This window comes from Streptomyces sp. NPDC033270, assembly GCF_055576575.1.
Window position 1 is genome coordinate 40338 of the sequence record NZ_JBVIRA010000021.1, and the last position, 18816, is coordinate 59153.

The 18816-nt window shown below is 70.4% G+C and carries 15 protein-coding genes; 6 read left to right on the top strand and 9 right to left on the bottom strand.

Annotation, left to right across the window (positions count from 1 at the left end; translation table 11 throughout):
• Window positions 1-84 precede the first annotated feature (84 nt).
• From ACZ5XZ_RS26410 to ACZ5XZ_RS26425, 4 genes are all read left to right on the top strand, one after another.
• Window positions 85-570 (top strand): hypothetical protein, encoded by a 486-nt coding sequence (locus ACZ5XZ_RS26410; RefSeq protein WP_468982224.1) that lies wholly within the window; start codon window positions 85-87, stop codon window positions 568-570.
• 203 nt (window positions 571-773) lie between these two features.
• Complete coding sequence (locus ACZ5XZ_RS26415) at window positions 774-3062, top strand: serine/threonine-protein kinase (protein ID WP_468982226.1); 2289 nt, start codon at window positions 774-776, stop codon at window positions 3060-3062.
• Window positions 3063-3197: 135 nt separating this feature from the next.
• Window positions 3198-3953 carry a PE-PPE domain-containing protein gene (locus ACZ5XZ_RS26420; protein WP_468982228.1) on the top strand — a complete coding sequence of 252 codons (756 nt, stop codon included), beginning with the start codon at window positions 3198-3200 and terminating at the stop codon, window positions 3951-3953.
• A gap of 285 nt (window positions 3954-4238) precedes the next feature.
• Window positions 4239-5594, top strand: coding sequence for a (2,3-dihydroxybenzoyl)adenylate synthase (locus tag ACZ5XZ_RS26425; protein ID WP_468982230.1), 1356 nt, complete (start codon window positions 4239-4241; stop codon window positions 5592-5594).
• A gap of 12 nt (window positions 5595-5606) precedes the next feature.
• Here ACZ5XZ_RS26425 and ACZ5XZ_RS26430 read toward each other — a convergent pair whose 3' ends face one another.
• A complete protein-coding gene (locus ACZ5XZ_RS26430; protein WP_468982232.1) occupies window positions 5607-6473 on the bottom strand; it encodes an arginase family protein in 867 nt (288 codons plus the stop codon).
• A complete protein-coding gene (gene argJ / locus ACZ5XZ_RS26435; RefSeq protein WP_468982235.1) occupies window positions 6470-7627 on the bottom strand; it encodes a bifunctional glutamate N-acetyltransferase/amino-acid acetyltransferase ArgJ in 1158 nt (385 codons plus the stop codon). The genes ACZ5XZ_RS26430 and argJ overlap by 4 nt, the downstream gene beginning before the upstream one ends.
• Before the next feature lie 387 nt (window positions 7628-8014).
• Between argJ and ACZ5XZ_RS26440 the strand changes: the two genes are divergently transcribed.
• Window positions 8015-8332 carry a hypothetical protein gene (locus ACZ5XZ_RS26440; RefSeq protein WP_468982237.1) on the top strand — a complete coding sequence of 106 codons (318 nt, stop codon included), beginning with the start codon at window positions 8015-8017 and terminating at the stop codon, window positions 8330-8332.
• Window positions 8333-8417: 85 nt separating this feature from the next.
• Here the strand turns inward: ACZ5XZ_RS26440 and ACZ5XZ_RS26445 are convergent, their stop codons facing one another.
• From ACZ5XZ_RS26445 to ACZ5XZ_RS26475, 7 genes are read right to left on the bottom strand one after another with little or no spacing between them, the layout of a single operon-like run.
• Window positions 8418-9155 (bottom strand): DsbA family oxidoreductase, encoded by a 738-nt coding sequence (locus ACZ5XZ_RS26445; protein WP_468982240.1) that lies wholly within the window; start codon window positions 9153-9155, stop codon window positions 8418-8420.
• The gene (locus ACZ5XZ_RS26450; RefSeq protein ID WP_468982242.1) at window positions 9152-12979 is read right to left on the bottom strand and encodes a multicopper oxidase domain-containing protein; all 3828 of its coding nucleotides are present in this window, start codon (window positions 12977-12979) and stop codon (window positions 9152-9154) included. The genes ACZ5XZ_RS26445 and ACZ5XZ_RS26450 overlap by 4 nt, the downstream gene beginning before the upstream one ends.
• Before the next feature lie 44 nt (window positions 12980-13023).
• On the bottom strand, window positions 13024-14337 hold the full coding sequence (locus ACZ5XZ_RS26455; protein ID WP_468982244.1) for a methyltransferase domain-containing protein: 1314 nt from the start codon (window positions 14335-14337) through the stop codon (window positions 13024-13026).
• Complete coding sequence (locus ACZ5XZ_RS26460; RefSeq protein WP_468982247.1) at window positions 14334-15191, bottom strand: iron-containing redox enzyme family protein; 858 nt, start codon at window positions 15189-15191, stop codon at window positions 14334-14336. The genes ACZ5XZ_RS26455 and ACZ5XZ_RS26460 overlap by 4 nt, the downstream gene beginning before the upstream one ends.
• The gene (locus ACZ5XZ_RS26465) at window positions 15188-16003 is read right to left on the bottom strand and encodes a dihydrodipicolinate synthase family protein (RefSeq protein ID WP_468982249.1); all 816 of its coding nucleotides are present in this window, start codon (window positions 16001-16003) and stop codon (window positions 15188-15190) included. Before ACZ5XZ_RS26465 ends, ACZ5XZ_RS26460 begins: the two co-directional genes overlap by 4 nt.
• A 40-nt stretch (window positions 16004-16043) precedes the next feature.
• Window positions 16044-16562, bottom strand: coding sequence for a DUF6190 family protein (locus ACZ5XZ_RS26470; protein ID WP_468982250.1), 519 nt, complete (start codon window positions 16560-16562; stop codon window positions 16044-16046).
• Complete coding sequence (locus ACZ5XZ_RS26475; protein WP_468982253.1) at window positions 16552-17745, bottom strand: pyridoxal phosphate-dependent aminotransferase; 1194 nt, start codon at window positions 17743-17745, stop codon at window positions 16552-16554. The genes ACZ5XZ_RS26470 and ACZ5XZ_RS26475 overlap by 11 nt, the downstream gene beginning before the upstream one ends.
• A gap of 430 nt (window positions 17746-18175) precedes the next feature.
• Here ACZ5XZ_RS26475 and ACZ5XZ_RS26480 point away from each other — a divergent pair, with 430 nt between their 5' ends.
• Window positions 18176-18787, top strand: a complete 612-nt coding sequence (locus ACZ5XZ_RS26480) for a TetR/AcrR family transcriptional regulator (protein WP_468982255.1) — start codon at window positions 18176-18178, stop codon at window positions 18785-18787.
• Window positions 18788-18816 lie beyond the last annotated feature (29 nt).

Below are 18816 nucleotides of genomic sequence, written 5' to 3' on the forward strand. Positions count from 1 at the left end.
GGTCAGAGTCCCCCATCGACGCCCGCGCAGAATAGGGCGGTACGGCGCTGGAGCCCGAGCGCAGCGCACCAACGGGGAGTTGACATGCAGAGTACGCACAGCGAGGCCGCCCTCGTCCTAGTCGTGGTGGTCGTGGGGCTGGTGGTGCGACGGCAACTGCGCACCCGTCCGGTGCGGCGCATCGGCTCGCTGATCGCCCCCGTGCTCCTGGGGTGCCTGGGCGTCGCAGGGATCGCCTTCGGAATCCTCTCCGTCACCGAGGACCACCCGCTGACCGCGCTGCCCGTCATCCTCCTGGCGGCGAGCCTTGCCGTCGCGGCGGGGTTCGGGGCGGCCAGGGCGCGGACCGTCCGGGTCTGGCGCGACCCGCACGGCGTGGTGCTGCGCAAGGGAACGTCGGCCACTACGGGACTGTGGCTGGCTTCGGTGTGCGCGCACCTCGGCCTGGGACTGTGGATCGACCATGAGGCCGGGGCCGGGGTGCTGGGGACCGTGTCCCTGTACGCGTATCTGGCGATCGGCCTGGGCACGCAGAACCTCTTGGTACGTGGGCAGGCCGCTGCGCTGTGAACGGGGGCGCCGACGCGCGCCCGACAGCCGGCACACCGAGCCGCTGCGACGAGTGCTTCGTCAGGCGCCTCCAGCCGCGCGGACTTCCCCAACTCCCTTCGCCGTGCCACGGTTTGACCGCAGAATGACACGGCCGCGTAGATCGCACGTGGCGCATGCGGACAACAGCACAGACGGGGGACGCGCATGGGGAGTGACGCCGCATGGCCGGAATGAAGCTCTACTCACTCGAATCCAACGACCCGCGGCGGCTCGGCCCCTACCGGCTGCTGCGGAGGATCGCCACGGGCGGCATGGGCCGCATCTACCTCGCCCGTCAGGAGGCGCCGGGCACACCCGCCAGCGCGGCCGGGCCCACCGGAACGGTGGTGGACCACGGGCTCGTCGCGGTCAAGACGCTCCTCGCCGAGGGGATCGTGAGCAGGCCGGACCGGGCGCGGTTCGCCCGCGAGGTGGAGCTGGCGGGGCGGGTCGACAGTGCGTACACCGCCACGGTCCTCGACGCCAACGCGAAGGCGGAGCGCCCATGGCTCGCCATCGAGTTCATACCGGCTCCCAACCTGGCCGAACTCGTCGTCAGTGCCGGGACGTTGCCCGTCGACGCGGTGCGCAGGGTCGCGGCCGGGGCCGCCCGGGCGCTGGTCGAGCTGCACGGCCTGGGGGTCGTCCACCGGGACGTCAAACCGCTGAACATCCTGCTGCCCCATGACGGCCCCCGCCTGATCGACTTCGGCATCTCGCACGCCCACGACCACACCAGCTCGACGACGACCATCGGCACCTTCGCGTTCACGTCGCCGGAGCAGGCGTGCGGCAAGAGGTCCACCGCCGCGTCCGACATGTACTCCCTGGGTGCCACGCTCTTCTTCCTCGCGGTCGGCCGCCCGCCGTACGAGCAGACCGACCGCTCCATCGGGGTCCTCGCCCTCGTCCAGCGCGGCGAGCTCGACACGAGCGGGCTGCCGCCGGAACTGGAACCGCTGATCCTGCCGCTGCTGGAGGTCGACCCCGGGAGGCGTCCCGCGCCGTCCGACGTGTTGCGGGACCTCCTCGCCGACCTCGACCGGGTGGCGGCGGACGGGGGCGCCGAGCGGTGGCTGCCGGCGGCGTGGACCGCGCTGATCGAGGAGTACGCCGAGCAGGGGCGCCAACTGCGCGACGGGACCGTGGACTTCGCGGCGTCCGAAGCGCCGACGGAGCTGAAGCCCGACGGCGTCCCGGAGGGTTCGGACGAGGCGATCAGCGAGATGCGCGAGCAACTGGAGGCGCTGCGCAAGCAGCGGGACGCCTTGGTGCGGGCGCAGGCCGAGGAGCAGGCGGAGGCGGAGGCGCGGGAGCTGGCGCGCCGGGAAGAGGAGGAGCGGAGGCGCAGGGAGCAAGCGCGGAAGGTAGCGGCAGAACGCAGCGAGCGGGAGCGCAAGGAACAAGAGAGGAAGAACAAGGAGCAGAAGGAAGAGGAACAGAAGGCACGCGCGCAGAGGGAAAGGGAACGGAAGGCACGCGAGCAGAGGGAAAGGGAGCAGAAGGAACGCGAGCGTAAGGAGAGGCAGCGCAAGGAACGCGAGCGCATAGCGCGCGAGAAGACCGAAACCTCCACCAAGAACAAGAGCACCGGCACGAGACCGAAACCCACGACCCCGCCGAAGTCCGGAGCGACCAAGAAACCCACCACGACACCGAGTTCCTCGGAAGGCTGGGGCGGCGGCCTGCTCCTGGTCGTCCTCGTCATCGGGGTCCTGATCTGGCACCCCTGGGACAAGAAGAGCGACGACACCCCGACAAGCAGCCCCACCCCGCGGTTCACCCTGTCCAGCAGCGGCGGCAGCACCAGCGGCCTCGGTGGCAGCGACCCACTCGGTGACCGCAACACCGACACCTCCTCCAGTTCCGGCACCTCCTCCAGTTCCTCCGGCTCCTCCAGCGGCGGCTCCGATGACACCGCGACCGAACCCGAACCCGAGCCCGAGACCAGCTCCCCCGAGCCCGACCCCACCGAAGACGCCTTCAAGGCCGTCTCGGCCGGGGACTGTCTGGACGTCGTCGACACCGGGTACGGCGGCCTCAGCAGGTACGACTGGAGTGAGAAGGAACCGAACACGACGTCCTGCGGCTACGGGACGCGCGTGAAAGTCACCGGCACCGCCGACAACTGCGCGTCCGGGGTGGGCAAGGCGACCTGGTCGTACTACTCCACCAGCAGCGGTGAGCGGACGGCGCTCTGCCTCACCGGCCAGTACCGCCAGGGCGACTGTCTGCTCGCCAAGCACGACGGCAACTACGTCGGCAGCATCGCGATGCTGTCGTCCCCGAACTGCACGGACCGCAGGGTTCCCGCCGCGTACAACGAGATCCTCGTCGTCACGGACGTCTACCGGGCGACGGCGGGGACCGGCACCGAGGTCTGCCGCCACGGGCAGTACGACCCCAACACGTACTGGTCCACGAAGGTGGACGACGGCGCGACGCTGCTGTGCCTGAAGGCGTACGACTGAGCGTCCGGCCCTCGGTCGGCCCCCCGCCGGCGCAGTCATCGCCGTTTCAGCGCGATTTCAACGGCTGTGGTTAGCGTCAACGCCGTTCGAAGCAGTCACATCTCCATCCAGGGGGATTGCCGGGAAATGGCGAAGATGAGCAGGCTGACACGGGTGGTGGGGACCGCCGCCATGACGGGGGCAATGGTGGCCGGCACCGCAGTCGTGGCACCCACCGTCGCGCAGGCCGACGACGTCCACCACTACTACCTCGAGGTGGGTGGCACGGGCGCCGCGGCGGACGCGCCCGGATGCACCACGACCTACGGATTCGCGAACCAGCACCTGGACGAGGGCGACGAGGTCGTTCCGGTCTGCTACCCGGCGAGCGCCGGACCGTGGGTGGGCAGCAAGACGTTCCAACCGGACCCGAGCGCACCGAGCTACGACGCCAGCGTGAACGAGGGGTACAGGAATCTGCTGGAGGCAGCCGAGGAGACGCACCGCCGCGACCCGAGCGCACGCCTGACGATCGTCGGCTACTCCCAAGGCGCACAGGTCGCGGACGTGGTGCTCCAGAAGATCGCCAACAATGCGACCGCCATCCCGCGTTCGCAGGTCAACGGCATGCTCTACGCCGACCCGATGCAGCCCGGCACCGGCATCGCGGCCCGCGTGCCGAAGGGCTGGAGCGCGCTCGGATTCACCTCCCCCGGCGCCGGGCCTGAGGAGTTCCCGGGCGTTCCGGTCGAACGCTTCTGCATCCGCGGCGACGGGGTGTGCGACGCGACATCCGTCGATTCCGTCCTCGGCTACTTCACCAAGCATGGGAACTACCCCAAGGACGGCAACGCCATGACCCAGACCATCGCCAACGACGGCGGCCACGGGATCACCTGGCTGGACTCCTAACCCTCCGATCAACCCTCCGATATCCACCGCCGCGGCCCGGGGAAGGCGGCGGCGGACCCATCGGCCCGGCCGCCCGCGAGGGCGCGCCGGGCCGATCTTTTCCCTGGTCAGCAGCGCTGATTGGACATTCCGCCGATGGAGTTCAACATCCATGGTGGGGAAAGCGCCTTGTGTACAGGGGTGTTGACGGTTTGGATCGTCAAGATCACTGCCGCCCCGCCCCCCGTCACCACGTAACACGACCCGCACGGCCTCCGGGTCGGAAACTGGTACAGAAGGACGTTCATGACATCCATGCTCGACGGCTGCACGCCCTGGCCCGAGGAGTTCGTCGACCGCTACTGGACGGCCGGGCACTGGCGTGGCAACACGCTGGACAACCTGCTGCGCGGCTGGGCCCTGCAGTACGGACCGCGGACAGCGCTCGTGCACGGCGGCACCCGCATCACGTACGCGAACCTGAACCGGCGCGTGGACCGCATGGCCGCCGGGTTCCGGCTGCGCGGCCTCCGGTCCGGGCAACGGGTCGTCGTCCAGCTGCCGAACGTTCCCGAGTTCGTCATCACCGCGTTCGCACTGATGCGCGCGGGCACGGTCCCCGTGCTCTGCCCGATGTCGTACCGCGCGTCCGAGGTCTCCCACCTCGTGCGGGTCACCGAAGCGGTCGGATACGTCGGTCCCTCGACGTACGAGGGCTTCGACCACACGGCGATGGCCGCGGACATCGCGGCCCGATGGCCCTTCCTGCGGCGGGTGTTCACCTATGAGGCGCCAGGTGCCTCGTCCCAGTACGGCGGCATGACGACCGACCCGGCAGGCTGCCAGTACTATCCGCTGGGCTCCACCGACGCTCCGCCCGGGCCGGCGCTTGAACAGAGCGCCGGCCAGGTGGCGTTCTTCCTGCTCTCCGGCGGTACCACCGCGGCGCCCAGGCTCATTCCTCGTACCCACAACGACTACGCCTACCAGGCCCGGGCCGCCGCCGAGCTGGTGTCGCTCACCGAGAACGACGTATATCTCGCCGCGCTGCCCGCCGAGTCCAACTTCGCCTTCGGCTGCCCCGGCATCGTCGGCACGCTCTCCGTCGGCGGCACCGTCGTCCTGGCCGCGACCCCGGAACCCGCCGAATGCCTTCCAGCCATCGGACGAGAGCGGGTCACCATCACCTCGCTGGAGCCCGCCGCCGCCCAGCGCTGGCTCGACGTACTTCCCACGGTCCAGGCGGATGTGAGCAGTCTGCACCTCGTGCAGATCGGTGGCGCGCCCTTGCACCGGGCGATCGCCGAACGGATAGGCCCCGAGTGGGGCTGTCGTCTGCAACAGGTCTTCGGCATGGCCGAGGGGCTGCTCACGCTCACCCGGCCCGACGATCCGGACGAGACCGTGCTCACCACGCAGGGCCGCCCGCTCTCGCCCGACGACGAGATCCGCATCGTCGACGTCGACGGCAAGGACGTGCCCGACGAGGAGCCCGGCGAACTCCTCGCCCGAGGTCCGTACACCCCGCGAGGCTTCTACCGGGCGCCCGACGACAACGCACGCTCCTTCACCACCGGCGGCTACTTCCGCACCGGCGACCTCGTGCGGCGCACCTCGGACGGCAACCTGGTGGTGACCGGCCGGCACGGGCCATCCCTGTAGGAAAGCCATGTCTTACGGGCCATCCCTGAAGAAAGCCATGTCGTTGAGGATCCCTTGGAGGACGTGGTCACTGCTGGCCGAGTCGGCGGCGGGGGCATGCTCGGTGATCCCCATGCCGGCGACGTTGAAGCGCTGGGTCAGCGCGCACAGGGCGGCGCGCAGCTGGTCGGGGTGCAGGCCACCTGGCTCGGGGCAGGACAGGCTGGTGAAGTGCTCGGGGTCCAGCACGTCCAGGTCCAGGTGCAGGTAGATGTGCGTGGCCCCTGTCCCTGCCACCGCGGAAACCAATTGGTCCGGTGCCTGAAGAGCCTGAACGGACAGGGCTCGGATGCCCTCGGACTCGATGAAGTCCCGCTCGGCGGGATCGAGGGCACGCGCGCCCGCGAGCACGATCTGCCGGGGGGAAAGGCGCTCCGTCGGCCCGGGGGACAGTGGTGACGGCCCCTGGCCGAGCAGGGTGCGCAGCACCATTCCGTGAAAGCCCCCGCAGGGAGATGTCTCGGGGGTGTTGAGGTCCGCGTGGGCATCGATCCAGACGACTGCCAGGCCGTCGCCATGGCGAGCCACGGCGCGGGCGACAGGCGCGAGCTCGATGCCGCAGTCCCCGCCCACGGCAAGCAGTGGCTCATCGCCGATCCGGCCCAGTGCGGCCCTGGTCGCTTCCCACGAGCGGGTCAGCACATCGAGGTGGCGTACGCCCTCCAGGTCCCGTCCGGGTCGGGGGTCGACGTCGACGACCGTGCGTCGCATTGCGGGAAGCAGCGCGCTCAGCCGGTGCGCCCCCTCAGCCAGCCGTTGCGGATCGCGGGCAGCCGACCCTTGCCACTGGGGAATCACCAGAACGGGGTGAGATCCGTTGCCACCGTCGAGCCCGGTCATGTCGTGTAGTCCGCGTTGACGCGGATGTAGTCGGCGGACAGGTCGCAGCCGTAGACCGTGGCTTCGGCCCGCCCGAGGCCGAGTGCGATGACGATGTCGACCTCGTCCCGGCGCATGAGGTCGACGAGTGTGTCGAGGGTGTCGGCCTTGGGCTCTTCGGGGTACACCTCGATGCCGCCGAATCTCACGGTGACGTTGCTCGGCGTGATGTCGGTGTCGTCGGTGTTCTTGCCGATGGCCATCAGTACTCGACCCCAGTTGGGGTCGGCGCCGTGGACGGCGGTCTTGACCAGAGGAGAGTTCACCACGCTCTTGGCGATGCGTTTGGCCTGTCCGTAGTCGCCGGCCCGGGCGACCGTGACGCGCAAGAGCTTGGTGGCACCTTCGCCGTCACCGGCCATCTGCTGGGTGAGATCCAGGCACAGGTCGGCGAGGGCATCGGCAAACTCCGCCGCATCGACGGGGCCTGCCGCCCCGTTGGCGATCACCGCCACCGTGTCGGAGGTGGAGGTGTCGGTGTCGACACTCAGGCAGTTGAACGTGCGATCCACCGCTGTGCGCAACGCGCTGTCGAGATCGGCCGGGGAGACATCCGCGTCGGTGAACACATAGGCCAGCATCGTGGCCATATTGGGCTCCAGCATGCCAACACCTTTGGCGATGCCCACGATGCGGGCCTGCCCGACGGTCCGTATGGCGGTCTTCGGGCGGGTGTCGGTGGTCATCATCGCGCGGGCCACATCCAGGGGGCCGGCCGTGAACGCCGCGAGGCCGCGCTCGGCAGCCTCGTCGAAGTGCGTACGGAGGGTGCCCATCGGCAGCGGGCGTCCGATGACGCCCGTGGAGCCGATGAGTACCTCGTCCTCCGGGATGCCCAGAATCCCGGCGACTCGGCGGACGACCTCGGCGGCGTTCGCTGCGCCCTGGCGCCCGGTGGCGACATTCGCGTTCTGCGCAAGTGTCGTCACGGCACGCAGGTTCTGTGCCGCGGCGTGCGCACGGCTGAGGACTACGGCCGGACCTGCGAAGAGGCTCTGGGTGAACATCGCGGCGCTGATGGCCGGCCGGTCCGACGCGACGATGGAGACGTCGTCGCCGTGCTCGCGCAGTCCGCCGTGCCCTGTGTACGCGCGGAATCCTGCCGGCCACGCCATGGGGGAAGAATCTTGAGTCAATGCATGATCATGCGGCATGAGGCATATATTTGCACCCCGGGTACGGGCTGTCCATCCGCTTTCGAGCGCCCGTCACGAGCCAACTCCATCGGGACACGGCGATGCCGCGTCAGACAACGTTCGCCCGCGCCTCGTCCTCTGATGCCGGGGTGGCCGTGGTCAGTCGGTCGGTGATCTCTGCGGCGGTCAGCGTAGAACGCCGCGTCATCACGTCTCTGGGAGTCATTCCGCCGGCTGACGTGCGTTCCCCCCTGCGGGGGAGGGGAAGCCCTGCCGTGGGCCGACGATCATTCACCGGAGATCGCGAAGACTGGCGGGCATGACGGCGAACGATCTCGGACGCCGTGTGACGTCTTTGCAGGGGCATTGGCGCTGCTCTGCTTCGGCCTGGTGCGAGGCTGGGGCGAGGTGGCGCCCCGTTGGCTGCCGGTTGTCGGGGGAAGGCGCATTCCGCCCTTCGCGGCCATCGTCCCCGCCGCGCTCGGCGGCCTGGGCGCGACAGCCTTCTGGGCGCCCACGCTGCTGCACTGGCTCCACGTCCCCGGCTTCGAGGGACTTGGGTTCTCCAACATCCGGTGGGAAATACTGGCGAAGGTCTGCATCGCCCCGGGCATGTTGTGGGGCCCGCTGGTGCTGGCACTGACCTACGCCTACTACGTACGCCGCTGCCGCCCCGCACGCTGACGACACCTTGAGCCACCCGGCCCGGCGAGCCGGCGGGTCGGCCACTGCGGCAGCACATGGTCGACCCGCCTCGGAGAACGCCTTCTCACCTCAGTCCTGCGGCATGGATGAGGAGTTCTTCGCAGACCTCCGGTCCGCGGTCCTTGTCGATGACCGGCGAGCCGACGCCGAAGTCACCGTTGACCCAGTGGGCCTGGACACCGGGGTTGGCGCTGTTGGTCCCGTCGTGAAGGAAGACGTGCGGGCTGCAGTTGACCCGTCCGTCGCACGCCGCGCGGTACTGGTCCATCACGGCCGCGCGGGCCGACCCGGTATCGAGCGCGTCGGCCAGCGCCGTCACGTCCACCACACCGGTCTGCCCCGCGACTTCGAGGATGACGTGCCGGAGCGAGATACAGCGCCCCTGCGCCCAGAAGGCCCGGCGCAGCGCCCGGTCGAGCTGTTCGCTGGCGTGCCAGCCCTGTGCCTTGGCCGCGTGGACGGCTTCGAGGGCCGGGAGGGTGGTGACGGGGTAGGTCCAGTCCGGGCCCTGCCAGAGCCGCCAGCCCGCTTCGGGTTCGACGGCGCCGAGCACCGAGATCTCGGAGTCGACGCCGGGCCGGGCGTTGACCTCGCGGTTGAACAGCTCCAGCGGGAAGGCGCGGAAGTCGAACCACAGCTGCCCTTCCAGGCCCAGCCGTTTGCGGGTCTCGTGCAGGCGGTGCACGGCGACGTGGGCGAAGGAGCAGTTCAGGTCGGTGAAGACGGCGACGGTGTCCGGGGTGGCCGGGAGCCGGGGGTCCTTGGCACCGGGTGTGGCGTCGACTGCTTCCTTTTGGGTCACGGCTTCTCCTGTACTCGGATCAGGCCCCACCATCCCTCGCTGACCCCCCAGTGCAGGTTGCCGGTGCGGTAGGCGTAGTCGCCGGGATGGTTGGCACGGAAACGGACGGTGCGGGTGCTGGCGGAAGCCAGGGCGCCGATCGTGGAGACGAAGGCGCCGCGGCCGGTCTCGGAAGCGTCCCAGACCTGGCCGTGCACGGTGAAGCATTGGTTGCGCATCCGCGCGGCGCCGATGGCGAGATGGATGGCCACCTGGTCGCCGGGGCGGCAGTGCAGCAGCGGGGTCGGTGGCTCGGGGTCGGCCAGGTCCGGAGCCAGGGGGTGCAGGGCGGCGGTGCGGTAGTTGTACGCCTTCTGGCCGGAGTCGTCGGGGCTGTCGGAGAAGAGGTCGGTCACCGGCTGGGTGAGATCGCCGCCGTGGTAGAGCCGCAGGCCGTCCTGGGTGATCAGGACCAGCTCGCGCACCGATTCGGCGTCGGGGCGACGGACCACGGCCTGCTCCCCGGTCCAGCGTTCGTGGCCGGTGGCCGGGTCGTACGGGGTGGCATCCGGCTCCTCGACGACCAGTGCGCCGACCAGGCCGCGGCGCATATGGGAGACCACGTCGGCGTGCGAGCGCAGCAGGACGACGCCCGGCTCGTCGGCGTACCAGTGGTAGGTGCGGGAGCCGCCGGGTTTGACCGTGCTGTCCTCGTTGTGGCCGACGTGGGCACCGTCGTCGGTGCGTACGTCGTACGAGAGGAGGGTGGGGTGCAGGGAGACCCGGCCGGAGACGGTGCGGGTGCCGGGGTCCTCGTCGCCCATCAGCCTGGGGTCGAACGGGCTGGCCGGGGGCGGCCCGCCGAGCTCGTTGATCAGGGTGACCTCGATCCATTCGCCGGCCCGGGCGCGCAGGACCAGGGGCCCTTCGCCGTCCTCGCCGTCGACCGCGTAGACCAGGCCGTACGGGTCGGTGCGCCGGTCGTTGTAGTCCAGGGTGCGGGAGCGGGCGCGGACCGTGTAGCGGCGGGTGGGGCCGGGTCCGGGCGGGGCGGGTGGGGTCTGCGCGCCGGGGAGCGCCGGCAGGTCCCGCTGCCTGCGCCCGTGCATCCGCAGCAGGCCCCAGCAGCCGAGCCACAGCTCGCTGCCGGAGGTGAAGGACCACAGGTGGTCGCCGGCGCCCAGGGTGGGGGCCAGGGCGAGCTGGGCCACTTGGGAGATGCCGAGGGTCTGCTGGTTGCGCCAGGCGGTGTCGGGGCGGCGGGGCCATTCGCGCCAGCGGGCGCCGCTGAGGGTGAAGCTGTGCTGGAGGTCGTGCGAGCCCTGCAGGACGTGCAGGCGCAGGTCTTCGCCGGGGTAGGCGCGCAGCAGCGGGGTGCCGGGGTCGCCGTGGACGCCGCTGGAGAACCAGTGGGCCGGGTCGCCCTGCCGGCTTCCGAGCGGTTCGCAGCGGTAGTTGACGCCCATGCCGCCCTGGTCGTCGGGGGCGCCGGGGAACGGCGGCGGGTTGACGGGTTCGCCGTGCGGCTGTCCGGTGTGCCGTTCCAGGGGGACGAAGTCGCCGAGGGCCAGGACCATTTCGCGGTACGCGTGGCCGTTGGGCAGCTGGATGACGGCCTGGCTGCCGCGGCGCAGTTCGGTGGAGTGGTCGGTGGGGGAGACCCACGTGGCACCCTCCGGCTCGGCCATCAGCGCGCCGAACAGTCCGTGCCGCTGGCGGTAGTTGGCGAGCAGGTGGTCGTGGAAGAAGACCGTGCCGAACTCCTCGTCGAGGTACCAGCGGTAGGTCCACGAGTTGTACTGTCCGTACGCCTCCCGGCCCTGGTCGGTGGTGGTCGTCGCGGAGAGGTAGTTCCAGCCGATGGCGGAGCCGTCGGAGACCAGCGGGTCGTACTTCACCAGGTGGGTGTGGAGACCGACCTCGGGCTGGAACGGCAGCGGCGGGTCGAAGACGGACGCCTTCTGCGGGCCGGGCGGCAGGGCGTTGGTGAGGGTCATCTCCAGGATCTCGCCCTTGTTTGCGCGGATCACCAGCGGCTCCAACCTCCTTTCTCCCTTGGCGAGTTGGCTCTTGAAGGCGTCGAGCCCGCCGGCCTCCTCCACCTCCTCGGCGAGGACGTAGAAAATGCCGTTGTGGTCGTGCCAGGTCTCGGCGTGCGGCTTCGTCGGGTCGCCGTGGTAGACGAGCACGCCGTTGGTGACCACGAGGTGGTAGCGGCGCACCGGTGCGTCCGGCGGCCCGATCTTGGTGAACGCCTCGCCGGGCTGCGGGTTCACGCAGTACGCCAGCGCCTCCAGCGCGGTGGGCTCGCGCCCCATGCCCGGTGGCTGCAGCGGCGTCCGCGGCGGCCGGGGGTTCTTCTGCGGGTAGGTCGCCGACTGGGCGAGGAAGCCGGGGAAGCCGGGGCGTCCGGTGGTGGGCAGCGGCGGGGCGTCGCGGTGCGGCAGCGGGACCAGTGGCTGGATCCGGCTGCCGTCCGGGTAGCGTCCGGTGCCGTTCTGGAGGGTGTCGAAGATCCGGAACATGCCCCACATGCCCATGTGGAAGTGCACGTACATATGGCAGTGCCACAGGGAGTCGCCGGCCGCGTGCTGGGTGGAGCCCAGGCCGCCGATCAGCTCCAGGGTCATGCCCTCCTGCGGGCTGATGCTGACCGAGTCCACGATCGGGGAGTGCTCGTCGTCGGGGTCGCGCCGCCACTGGTGGAGGTGGGTGTGGAAGACATGGGTGTCGCGCATGCCGCCGTGGACGAGCCGGATGACGGCGGGGTCGCCCGCGTAGCCCCGGAGGACCGGGGTGGAGGGGTCGCCGAACATCCAGGAGCTGTGGTGCATCTCCTCGCCGTAGGTGGCATCGCGCTCCGCGTCGAGCACCCCGTCCTTGACCATCTTCTGGTAGCGGTACATCCGCCATTCCATCGGCTCGATGCGGAGGTTGACCGGGAGCATCGCGACGTTGGGCGGGGTGAGGTCGGCCAGGCTGTCGGACTCCTCGGACTGCTCGGCCGGCGCGGGCTTCCCGGGCTTGGCGAGCTGGTCGGCACGGGGGATGCGCAGCGTTCGCGTCAGGTCGGACGCCGGGGCGGCCGTATCGCCCATGCCACCGTGATCGTGCCCGCCGTCGTGTCCCCCGTCGTGCCCGCCGCCGTGCCCGTGCCCCGACATGGGCGGCGGGGTGGCGGGGTTGGCATTGCTCGGGTACTCCATCATGAAGACCACGAACTCGCGGAAGCTCCGCCCGGGCAGGTGCACATCCGCGTAGAGCCCGGTCGCCAGCGGGCTGCCGGACTCCGGGTCGGTCCAGGTGGCTCCCGGGGCCTCGACGACCAGCGCGCCGACCATCCCGTGGCTCTGGGTCCCCTCACCCCGGGCGTCGGACATGTCGCCGAAGTGGAAGACGCCTTCGTGCTCGCACACCCACTCGTAGACCCGTGCCTCGCCCGGCGGCACCCTGCTGTCGGGGTTGGCGCCGATCGCCGCCCCGTCCATGGTGCGGGCGTCGTAGCGCACGCCCTGCATGGTGATCCCGGCCGGGCGGGACAGCTCGTTGCTCAGCCGTACCCGCAGCCGCTCGCCCTTGCGTACGCGCAGTACCAGCGGCCGGGCGAGCGGATGCGGGCGCGGTACCAGCTCGGGCTCCTCCAGGTAGCTGGGGAAGGGCTCGGGCCAGGTGGCCGCCACCTCACGCAGCTCGTGGGCGTCGCGGGCCAGCGTGTACAGCGCGCCGTCGCGGTCGTGATCGCCGTACTCGTTGTAGGCGATCGGAACTTGGAGCGCGACCACGTCGTACGTCCTGATGGGACGGCCGTCGCGGGTCCGCTCGCCTGGTGTGAATGCGGTGCTCATGGTGTGCTCCCCCGTTTACTGATCGTGCTTGTGTCCCGTTGTGCTCAGGGTTGTCGGCGTTCTCCCGTCGACGGTGTGCCGTGCGGGCGGGTGCTGTGCGAGAAGCGGGCGAGGGTGGTGTCGCCGGAGAGCACCCGCCCCTCCCAGCGGTAGCGCTGCCCGAAGGAGTCGTCCGCTCCGGCGTCCCGGCTGAAGGTCAGCGCGATCCGGTCGCCGCGCCGTACGGGTACCGCGTCGGCGACCGGCAGATAGCAGTGCTTCCAGCTGTCGGAGGTCGTACGGGCCCGGTCCGCGCCGCCGGTGTCGTCACCGGAGATGTCCAGGGCGACGGAGTCCGACAGGGTCGCCACGAAGTAGCCCTTGAATCCGGTGAACAGGCCGTCCCGGCGGACGGTGTAGACCAGCGGCAGCCGGTAGTCGGTGTCCGCCGCCCCGTCGCCCAGGAGGTCGTACGCCCTGGCCAGCCGGGGCGCCGCGAGGTAGGCGCCCACCGGGAGGACCGCGTCGTAGTAGAGGTCGAACGGGCTCCGGGCCCCGCGTCGGCGCAACAGCGCGGCGAAGTCGGCGGCGCTTCCCGCGTCCTCGGGCACCCCTCTGGCCACCTGGGCATGGGCCCGCTCGGCGGCCACCGGGACGAGGTAGCTCTCCACCCGGCGCGGCAGCATGGTGCCGCCGGGCTTGAGGAAGCGGCGCCGGGCATCGGCGAGGATCGCGGCGAAGTTCTCGTTGTCGGCGAGGTTGCCCATGATCTCGGAGATGACCAGGTCCACCCGCTCGGGCAGCTCCAGCCCGAAGGAGAGCCCGGCGAGGGGGCGGAAGCGGTCGCCGAATCCGGCGGCGGTGAGCCGGTCCGCGGCCGTGTCGAGGATCTTCTCGTTGAGGTCGATGCCGTAGACCCGGGCGGCGCCGGCCTCCAGGGCCCAGCGGGCCAGGATGCCGGTGCCGGTGCCGAGGTCGAGGACCGTGTCCCCGGGGTGTACGGCCTCGAAGACAGCGGCCCGGAACGCCGCCATCCGTACGTCGTCGCCCAGCATCAGGTCGTGGAATCCGTCGTCCCACTCCAGCAGTTGCTCGGACGCCGGGAGCCAGATCTGCTCGGGCTGGTAGTCCTGCCCGAGGACACCGGCCCGGTGGACGGTGAGCGCATCGGTGGCGGGCCCGGCCACCGGGCAGCCGGTGGCCAGGTCGAAGCCGGTGCGGTGCAGCGGGCAGGTGATCCGCAGCGTGCGCGGGTTGACAAAGCCGTGGACGAGCCGGCCCTTGCGGTGCGGGCAGGACCCGTCGATGACGAACTCCCGCCCGGCGACCCGTACGCGGACCCGGTCGCCCGGCAGCTCTTCGAGGACCGCGTCCGTCATACCGCCTCCCTCGCCCGCTGTACGGCGGCGTCGAAGGCGTCCCCGATCAGGCCGGAGAGCAGCTGGGCGCCGATCCACACCTTGGTGGGGTCGAGGCCGTGCACGGCTTCGTACTCCTTGATGGCCTGCTGCATCTCCTTCATGTGGAAGGTGTCGATGTGCAGGTGCTCGGTGTAGTACACGCCGTTGACGATGCCGAGACGGGCGCAGGCGCGGGCCTGGACCTGGAAGGCGTCGGGGATGCTGGCTTCCAGGTAGGCCAGTCCGCCGAGGAAGTACTCGACGTCCGGGGCGCGTTGGGTGAGCCAGTAGAAGACGTTGAGGAACTGGAAGGTCTCGTCGCCGGTGGTGTCGAGGAAGGGCTCCATCTCCTGCGGGAGGCCCAGCTCGGCGAGGAGGTTGCGGTAGAGCTGCGAGTGCGCCTGCTGGAGGTTGCCGCAGCCGAACTCGTCGATGAGCACCCGCATCACGGCCATCTGCGCCCTGATGGGGAGGCGGGGTACCGCGGGGAAGAAGTTCTGCGCCTCGGTCAGACCGTCGAGGGCGAACTCCCTTACCACAGAGGCGAATTCCTCCCGAGTGGCCTCTTCGGCGAGGTACTTTCCGGCCGGGCTGCCGGCGCGCTCCTCGGCGAGCAGGGCGTCCAGGTGCGCGATCCACTGGGCGCGGGAGGCGAGCGGCTCCGAGCGGGCGGTGAGCTCGGCGATCCGTGGCACGATCCAGCCCTCCTCCAGCGCCTCGATCTCCGCGAGGACCTCGGAGGTGACGCGCGAGCGGTTGAGGACGAACAGGCGTCGGTGTGGGCTGCCTGTCTTCTGCGGGGTCGGTGTCCGTGTCGGTGTCGTGATGCTCATGACGGGATCTCTCCGGTATCGACGGCCGGGTCGGCATCGGCCGTACGGTCGGTCTCCAGTACGCCGCGCCGGCACAGCTCGGTCTTGAGCGCGCGGTACCAGTCGTCGCGCTCAAGGCCGAACCGCGCGCAGGCCGCGGTGAGTTCGGCGGCCCGGTCCGCCGTCGGATCGTCGAACAGGGCCGCACACAGGGCGGGTTCGGCATTGGCCAGTGCCAGGACGTACCCGTCGACGGGCCCGGACTCCAGCAGCAGATGTTCCAGGCCCTGGAGGACGGGCACGCCGGGACGGGCGGCGACCAGCTGCCGGGTGAACCGGCCGTTGCCCGCCGAGTCCTTGACGCCGGCCACGGCGGGCAGCGCGCAGATCCTCAGCAGGGTGCCGAGTTCGAGGGCATTTCCGGAGACCGCGGACTCGTGGTAGACGACCAGGGGCAGCCGGGTCGCCCGTGTCAGTTGCTCGTAGTGCCGGTACATCTCCTCCTGGGTGACCCCGGGCCCGTACGGGGTGGTCACCGCCACGGCGCGGGCGCCCAACTGCTCGGCGGTCCGCGCGCGGGCGGCGACCTCGGCCGTGGTGGGCCGCAGGACGCCCGCCACCACCGGCAGCCCGTCGGCGTGCCGGAGGGTGGCGGACACCATCGCCTCCCACTGATGGGCCGTCAAACTGCCGCCCTCGCCGGTGCTGAGGGTCGGCAGCAGGGCGCTGACATGCGGGCGTACCGAGGCGACCAGGCGCGCGACGGCGGGCTCGGATACCTCTCCGGCGGCCGTGAGCGGCGTCACCAGCGCGACGGTCACTCCTGGGAACACGCCGCGTTCGCCCCCTTCGATACGGGCTTCCGTATGGTCGTCACGGGCTTTCCACCGGTATGCGCAGGGCCAGGGACTGCTGGTACAGCTTCTCCAGCGGCTCGGGGAAGGACGGCTCGGGGCCGGTGACCGAGGCCGGGGCCTCGACGGGCAGCCCGCCGCGGGCGCCGTGGTCCAGCAGCCGGGCGCTGGCCGAGTGCAGCCGTCCGTGCCGGTTGAGGACCATGCCCAGCAGTAGCCGCTCGTGCACGGGCAGCGTGCTGGGCGGCTCCCCGTCGAGTCCGCGGCGTACATCGGCCTCGTCGTACGGCGGGCGGGCGATGTCCATGACGGTGTGCAGGTTGTCCATGAACGGGTAGTAGGCGTCCTGGAGTTCGCGGTCGAACCGCCAGATGACGTCGTCGCAGCGGCCGACCTGTTCCTGGCTCATCACCACCCGGCCGTTCAGCCGGGCGGTGAAGAACGCCTTGCAGGCGCGCCGGAGCCGGTCGTCGGCGCTGTTCATCCCGAGGAACAGCGCGGCGTCGGCGTAGGTGTCCGACGTGGCGTCAGCGGCCATAGCGGTCGAGCACCTCACGCATCCGCACCATGGCGTCGGCGAACAGTTCGGGCTCCCGGGCCAGCGCCAGGCGCACATGGGACTCGCCCTTGCCCGGCTGGCTCCAGAAGAAGTACCGGCCCGGCAGGACGTACACCTGCTCGGCGCTCAGTAGCCGCTGCAGTTCGGTGGCGGTCAGCTCCGGGTGGTCGATCCGGGCCCAGGCGACGCTGACCTTGGCGACCGGTTCCTGGTATTCGAGGATCGAGCCGTCCAGCGCCTTGCGCACCGCGTCGCGGTTGGCGGTGAGCACCTCGCGGACCGAGGCGAGCTGGTCGGCGGCGGAGTCCTCGATGTACTGGGTGAGCATGTTCAGTACGAACGGCGAGACGTTGAGCAGGACGCTGGTGTGGAGGTTGTAGATGTCCTCGCGGATGTCGTCGCTGGCCGTGACCATCGCGGCCTTGGCGTCCTGGACGGGCCAGGTCTTTCCGGTGTCCTCGATGGCCAGGTACGACACCCCGGAGGACTCCAGCAGCTCGTAGATGTCGAACCGCGCCAGCTCGGCGTCGAAGAGGGTGAAGGACGCGAAGCAGAAGTCGATGACCAGCAGCTTGTGGTGGTCCTTGCAGAAGCGGACGACCTCCTCGAAGCCCTTGCGGCCGTGCTGGAGCAGGCTGAAGCCGGTCGGGTTGTTGGGGTCGACGAGGAAGAGCGCGTCGGTTCGGACCCGGCGCTTGAGCTCGGAGTAGATCCGGTCCGGGTCGTGCAGCGCGGCCTCGTCGAGGGGGTAGAGCGGTACGTCCATGTTGGCGAGGACGTCGTAGAGGTTGTCGAAGCAGGGCTCGACGAGCGTGACGGCCATCCGCCGCCGCTTGAGGTACATCCCCACGACCATGGTCGAGATCGACGCGGCGTAGGAGAGCAGGGTCTTGTTCTTGGCCAGGGCGGTGGGTTGCCGGTGCAACCGGAAGAACGCCTCGGTGAACCTCTGCTCGAAGGTGGCCTGCAGGCCCTCCTCGGCCTCGTACCACAGCTCGGGCAGCCGGCCGACGATCCGGTGCTGGCTCGCGGACTGCCGCTGGTGGGTATGGGCGTCGCCGAGGTTGAACTTGGCGCGCAGCGCCTGGATCTCGTGTTGCGTCAGGTCGAGCAGTTCCTGCTGCGGTTCGGTGGTGGTGCGCATGGTGCCGTGCGGGTTCATGCTTCCTCCAGTCACACACGGTGCTCTTGGGCGCGGCGGCGCGGCGCATGCAGGTACGTCAGCGCCCCGTCGGACGTGGGAGGTTCATCGGTGTGGCCCGCGCCGTCGGCCGGCGTGCGCCGGCTGGTGGCATGGCGTGGTGCGGGCCCGGATCTGCCGGCGTACGTCGTCAGCCGACGCTTCGACCGTGAAAGGGCCCGGGCAACAGACTGAAGCGGCATAGGGCCGCCGGATGCGCGATGCGGGCGCGGTCGGTCAATCCAGTCACGATTTCCCCCCGTAAACGGACTGCAGTCCGATTGGCGACTCTAGTCATACCGGACACCGAACGACAATCGATTTCCGGCCGTGGGGGAGTGGGTAGACTTTCCGCATCCTTTACGCGCGACCGGCGCTTTCCGCCGGTGACCGTGGCGAACGGAGGTCCCACGTGCACAAACGGTCGACCGGCGAACTGGCCGATTTGTCCGCCCGTCCGCCTCAGGAACGCGCGGACGCCGCCCGCAACCGCAATCGCATCCTCACCGCCGCCGCCCAACTCTTTGCCGAGCGCGGGGTGGACGGGGTCTCTCTGGACGCCATCGCGGCGCGGGCCCAGGTCGGCAAGGGCACGCTCTTCCGCAGATTCGGCAGCAAGGCCGGGCTGGCCGCCGCCCTGCTGGACGACGAGGACCGGGACCTCCAGGAGCGCATCCTCTTCGGCCCGCCCCCGCTCGGCCCGGGCGCCGCGCCCGCCACCCGCATCACGGCTTTCTTCGACGCCTACCTCGACCTGCTGGAAGTGAATCTCGAACTCGTCCGGCTCTCCGAGACCGCGGCTCCGGGCGCCCGCTACCGGGTCGGCTCGTACCGCTTCTGGCAGCACCATCTGTCGATCCTGCTGACCGAGGCCCGGCCCGAGCTGGATGCGGACTGCGCCGCTCATCTGCTGCTGGCGCCACTCGACGCCGACCTTCAACACTCCTTGCGGGAGCGGGGGTTCGCGGGCGGACGGACCCGGGCGGCGGTCGGCGGCCTGGTGCGCCAGGTGCTGGGCGTATGACGTCGTGACATGAGCGGGTCCAGGCATGG

Coding starts and splice junctions, on each gene's coding strand:
- ACZ5XZ_RS26410 (WP_468982224.1), top strand. CDS start 85: ATGCAGAGTACGCACAGCGAGGCCGCCCTCGTCCTAGTCGTGGTGGTC.
- ACZ5XZ_RS26415 (WP_468982226.1), top strand. CDS start 774: ATGGCCGGAATGAAGCTCTACTCACTCGAATCCAACGACCCGCGGCGG.
- ACZ5XZ_RS26420 (WP_468982228.1), top strand. CDS start 3,198: ATGAGCAGGCTGACACGGGTGGTGGGGACCGCCGCCATGACGGGGGCA.
- ACZ5XZ_RS26425 (WP_468982230.1), top strand. CDS start 4,239: ATGACATCCATGCTCGACGGCTGCACGCCCTGGCCCGAGGAGTTCGTC.
- ACZ5XZ_RS26430 (WP_468982232.1), bottom strand. CDS start 6,473: ATGACCGGGCTCGACGGTGGCAACGGATCTCACCCCGTTCTGGTGATT.
- argJ (WP_468982235.1), bottom strand. CDS start 7,627: ATGGCGTGGCCGGCAGGATTCCGCGCGTACACAGGGCACGGCGGACTG.
- ACZ5XZ_RS26450 (WP_468982242.1), bottom strand. CDS start 12,979: ATGAGCACCGCATTCACACCAGGCGAGCGGACCCGCGACGGCCGTCCC.
- ACZ5XZ_RS26455 (WP_468982244.1), bottom strand. CDS start 14,337: ATGACGGACGCGGTCCTCGAAGAGCTGCCGGGCGACCGGGTCCGCGTA.
- ACZ5XZ_RS26460 (WP_468982247.1), bottom strand. CDS start 15,191: ATGAGCATCACGACACCGACACGGACACCGACCCCGCAGAAGACAGGC.
- ACZ5XZ_RS26470 (WP_468982250.1), bottom strand. CDS start 16,562: ATGGCCGCTGACGCCACGTCGGACACCTACGCCGACGCCGCGCTGTTC.
- ACZ5XZ_RS26475 (WP_468982253.1), bottom strand. CDS start 17,745: ATGAACCCGCACGGCACCATGCGCACCACCACCGAACCGCAGCAGGAA.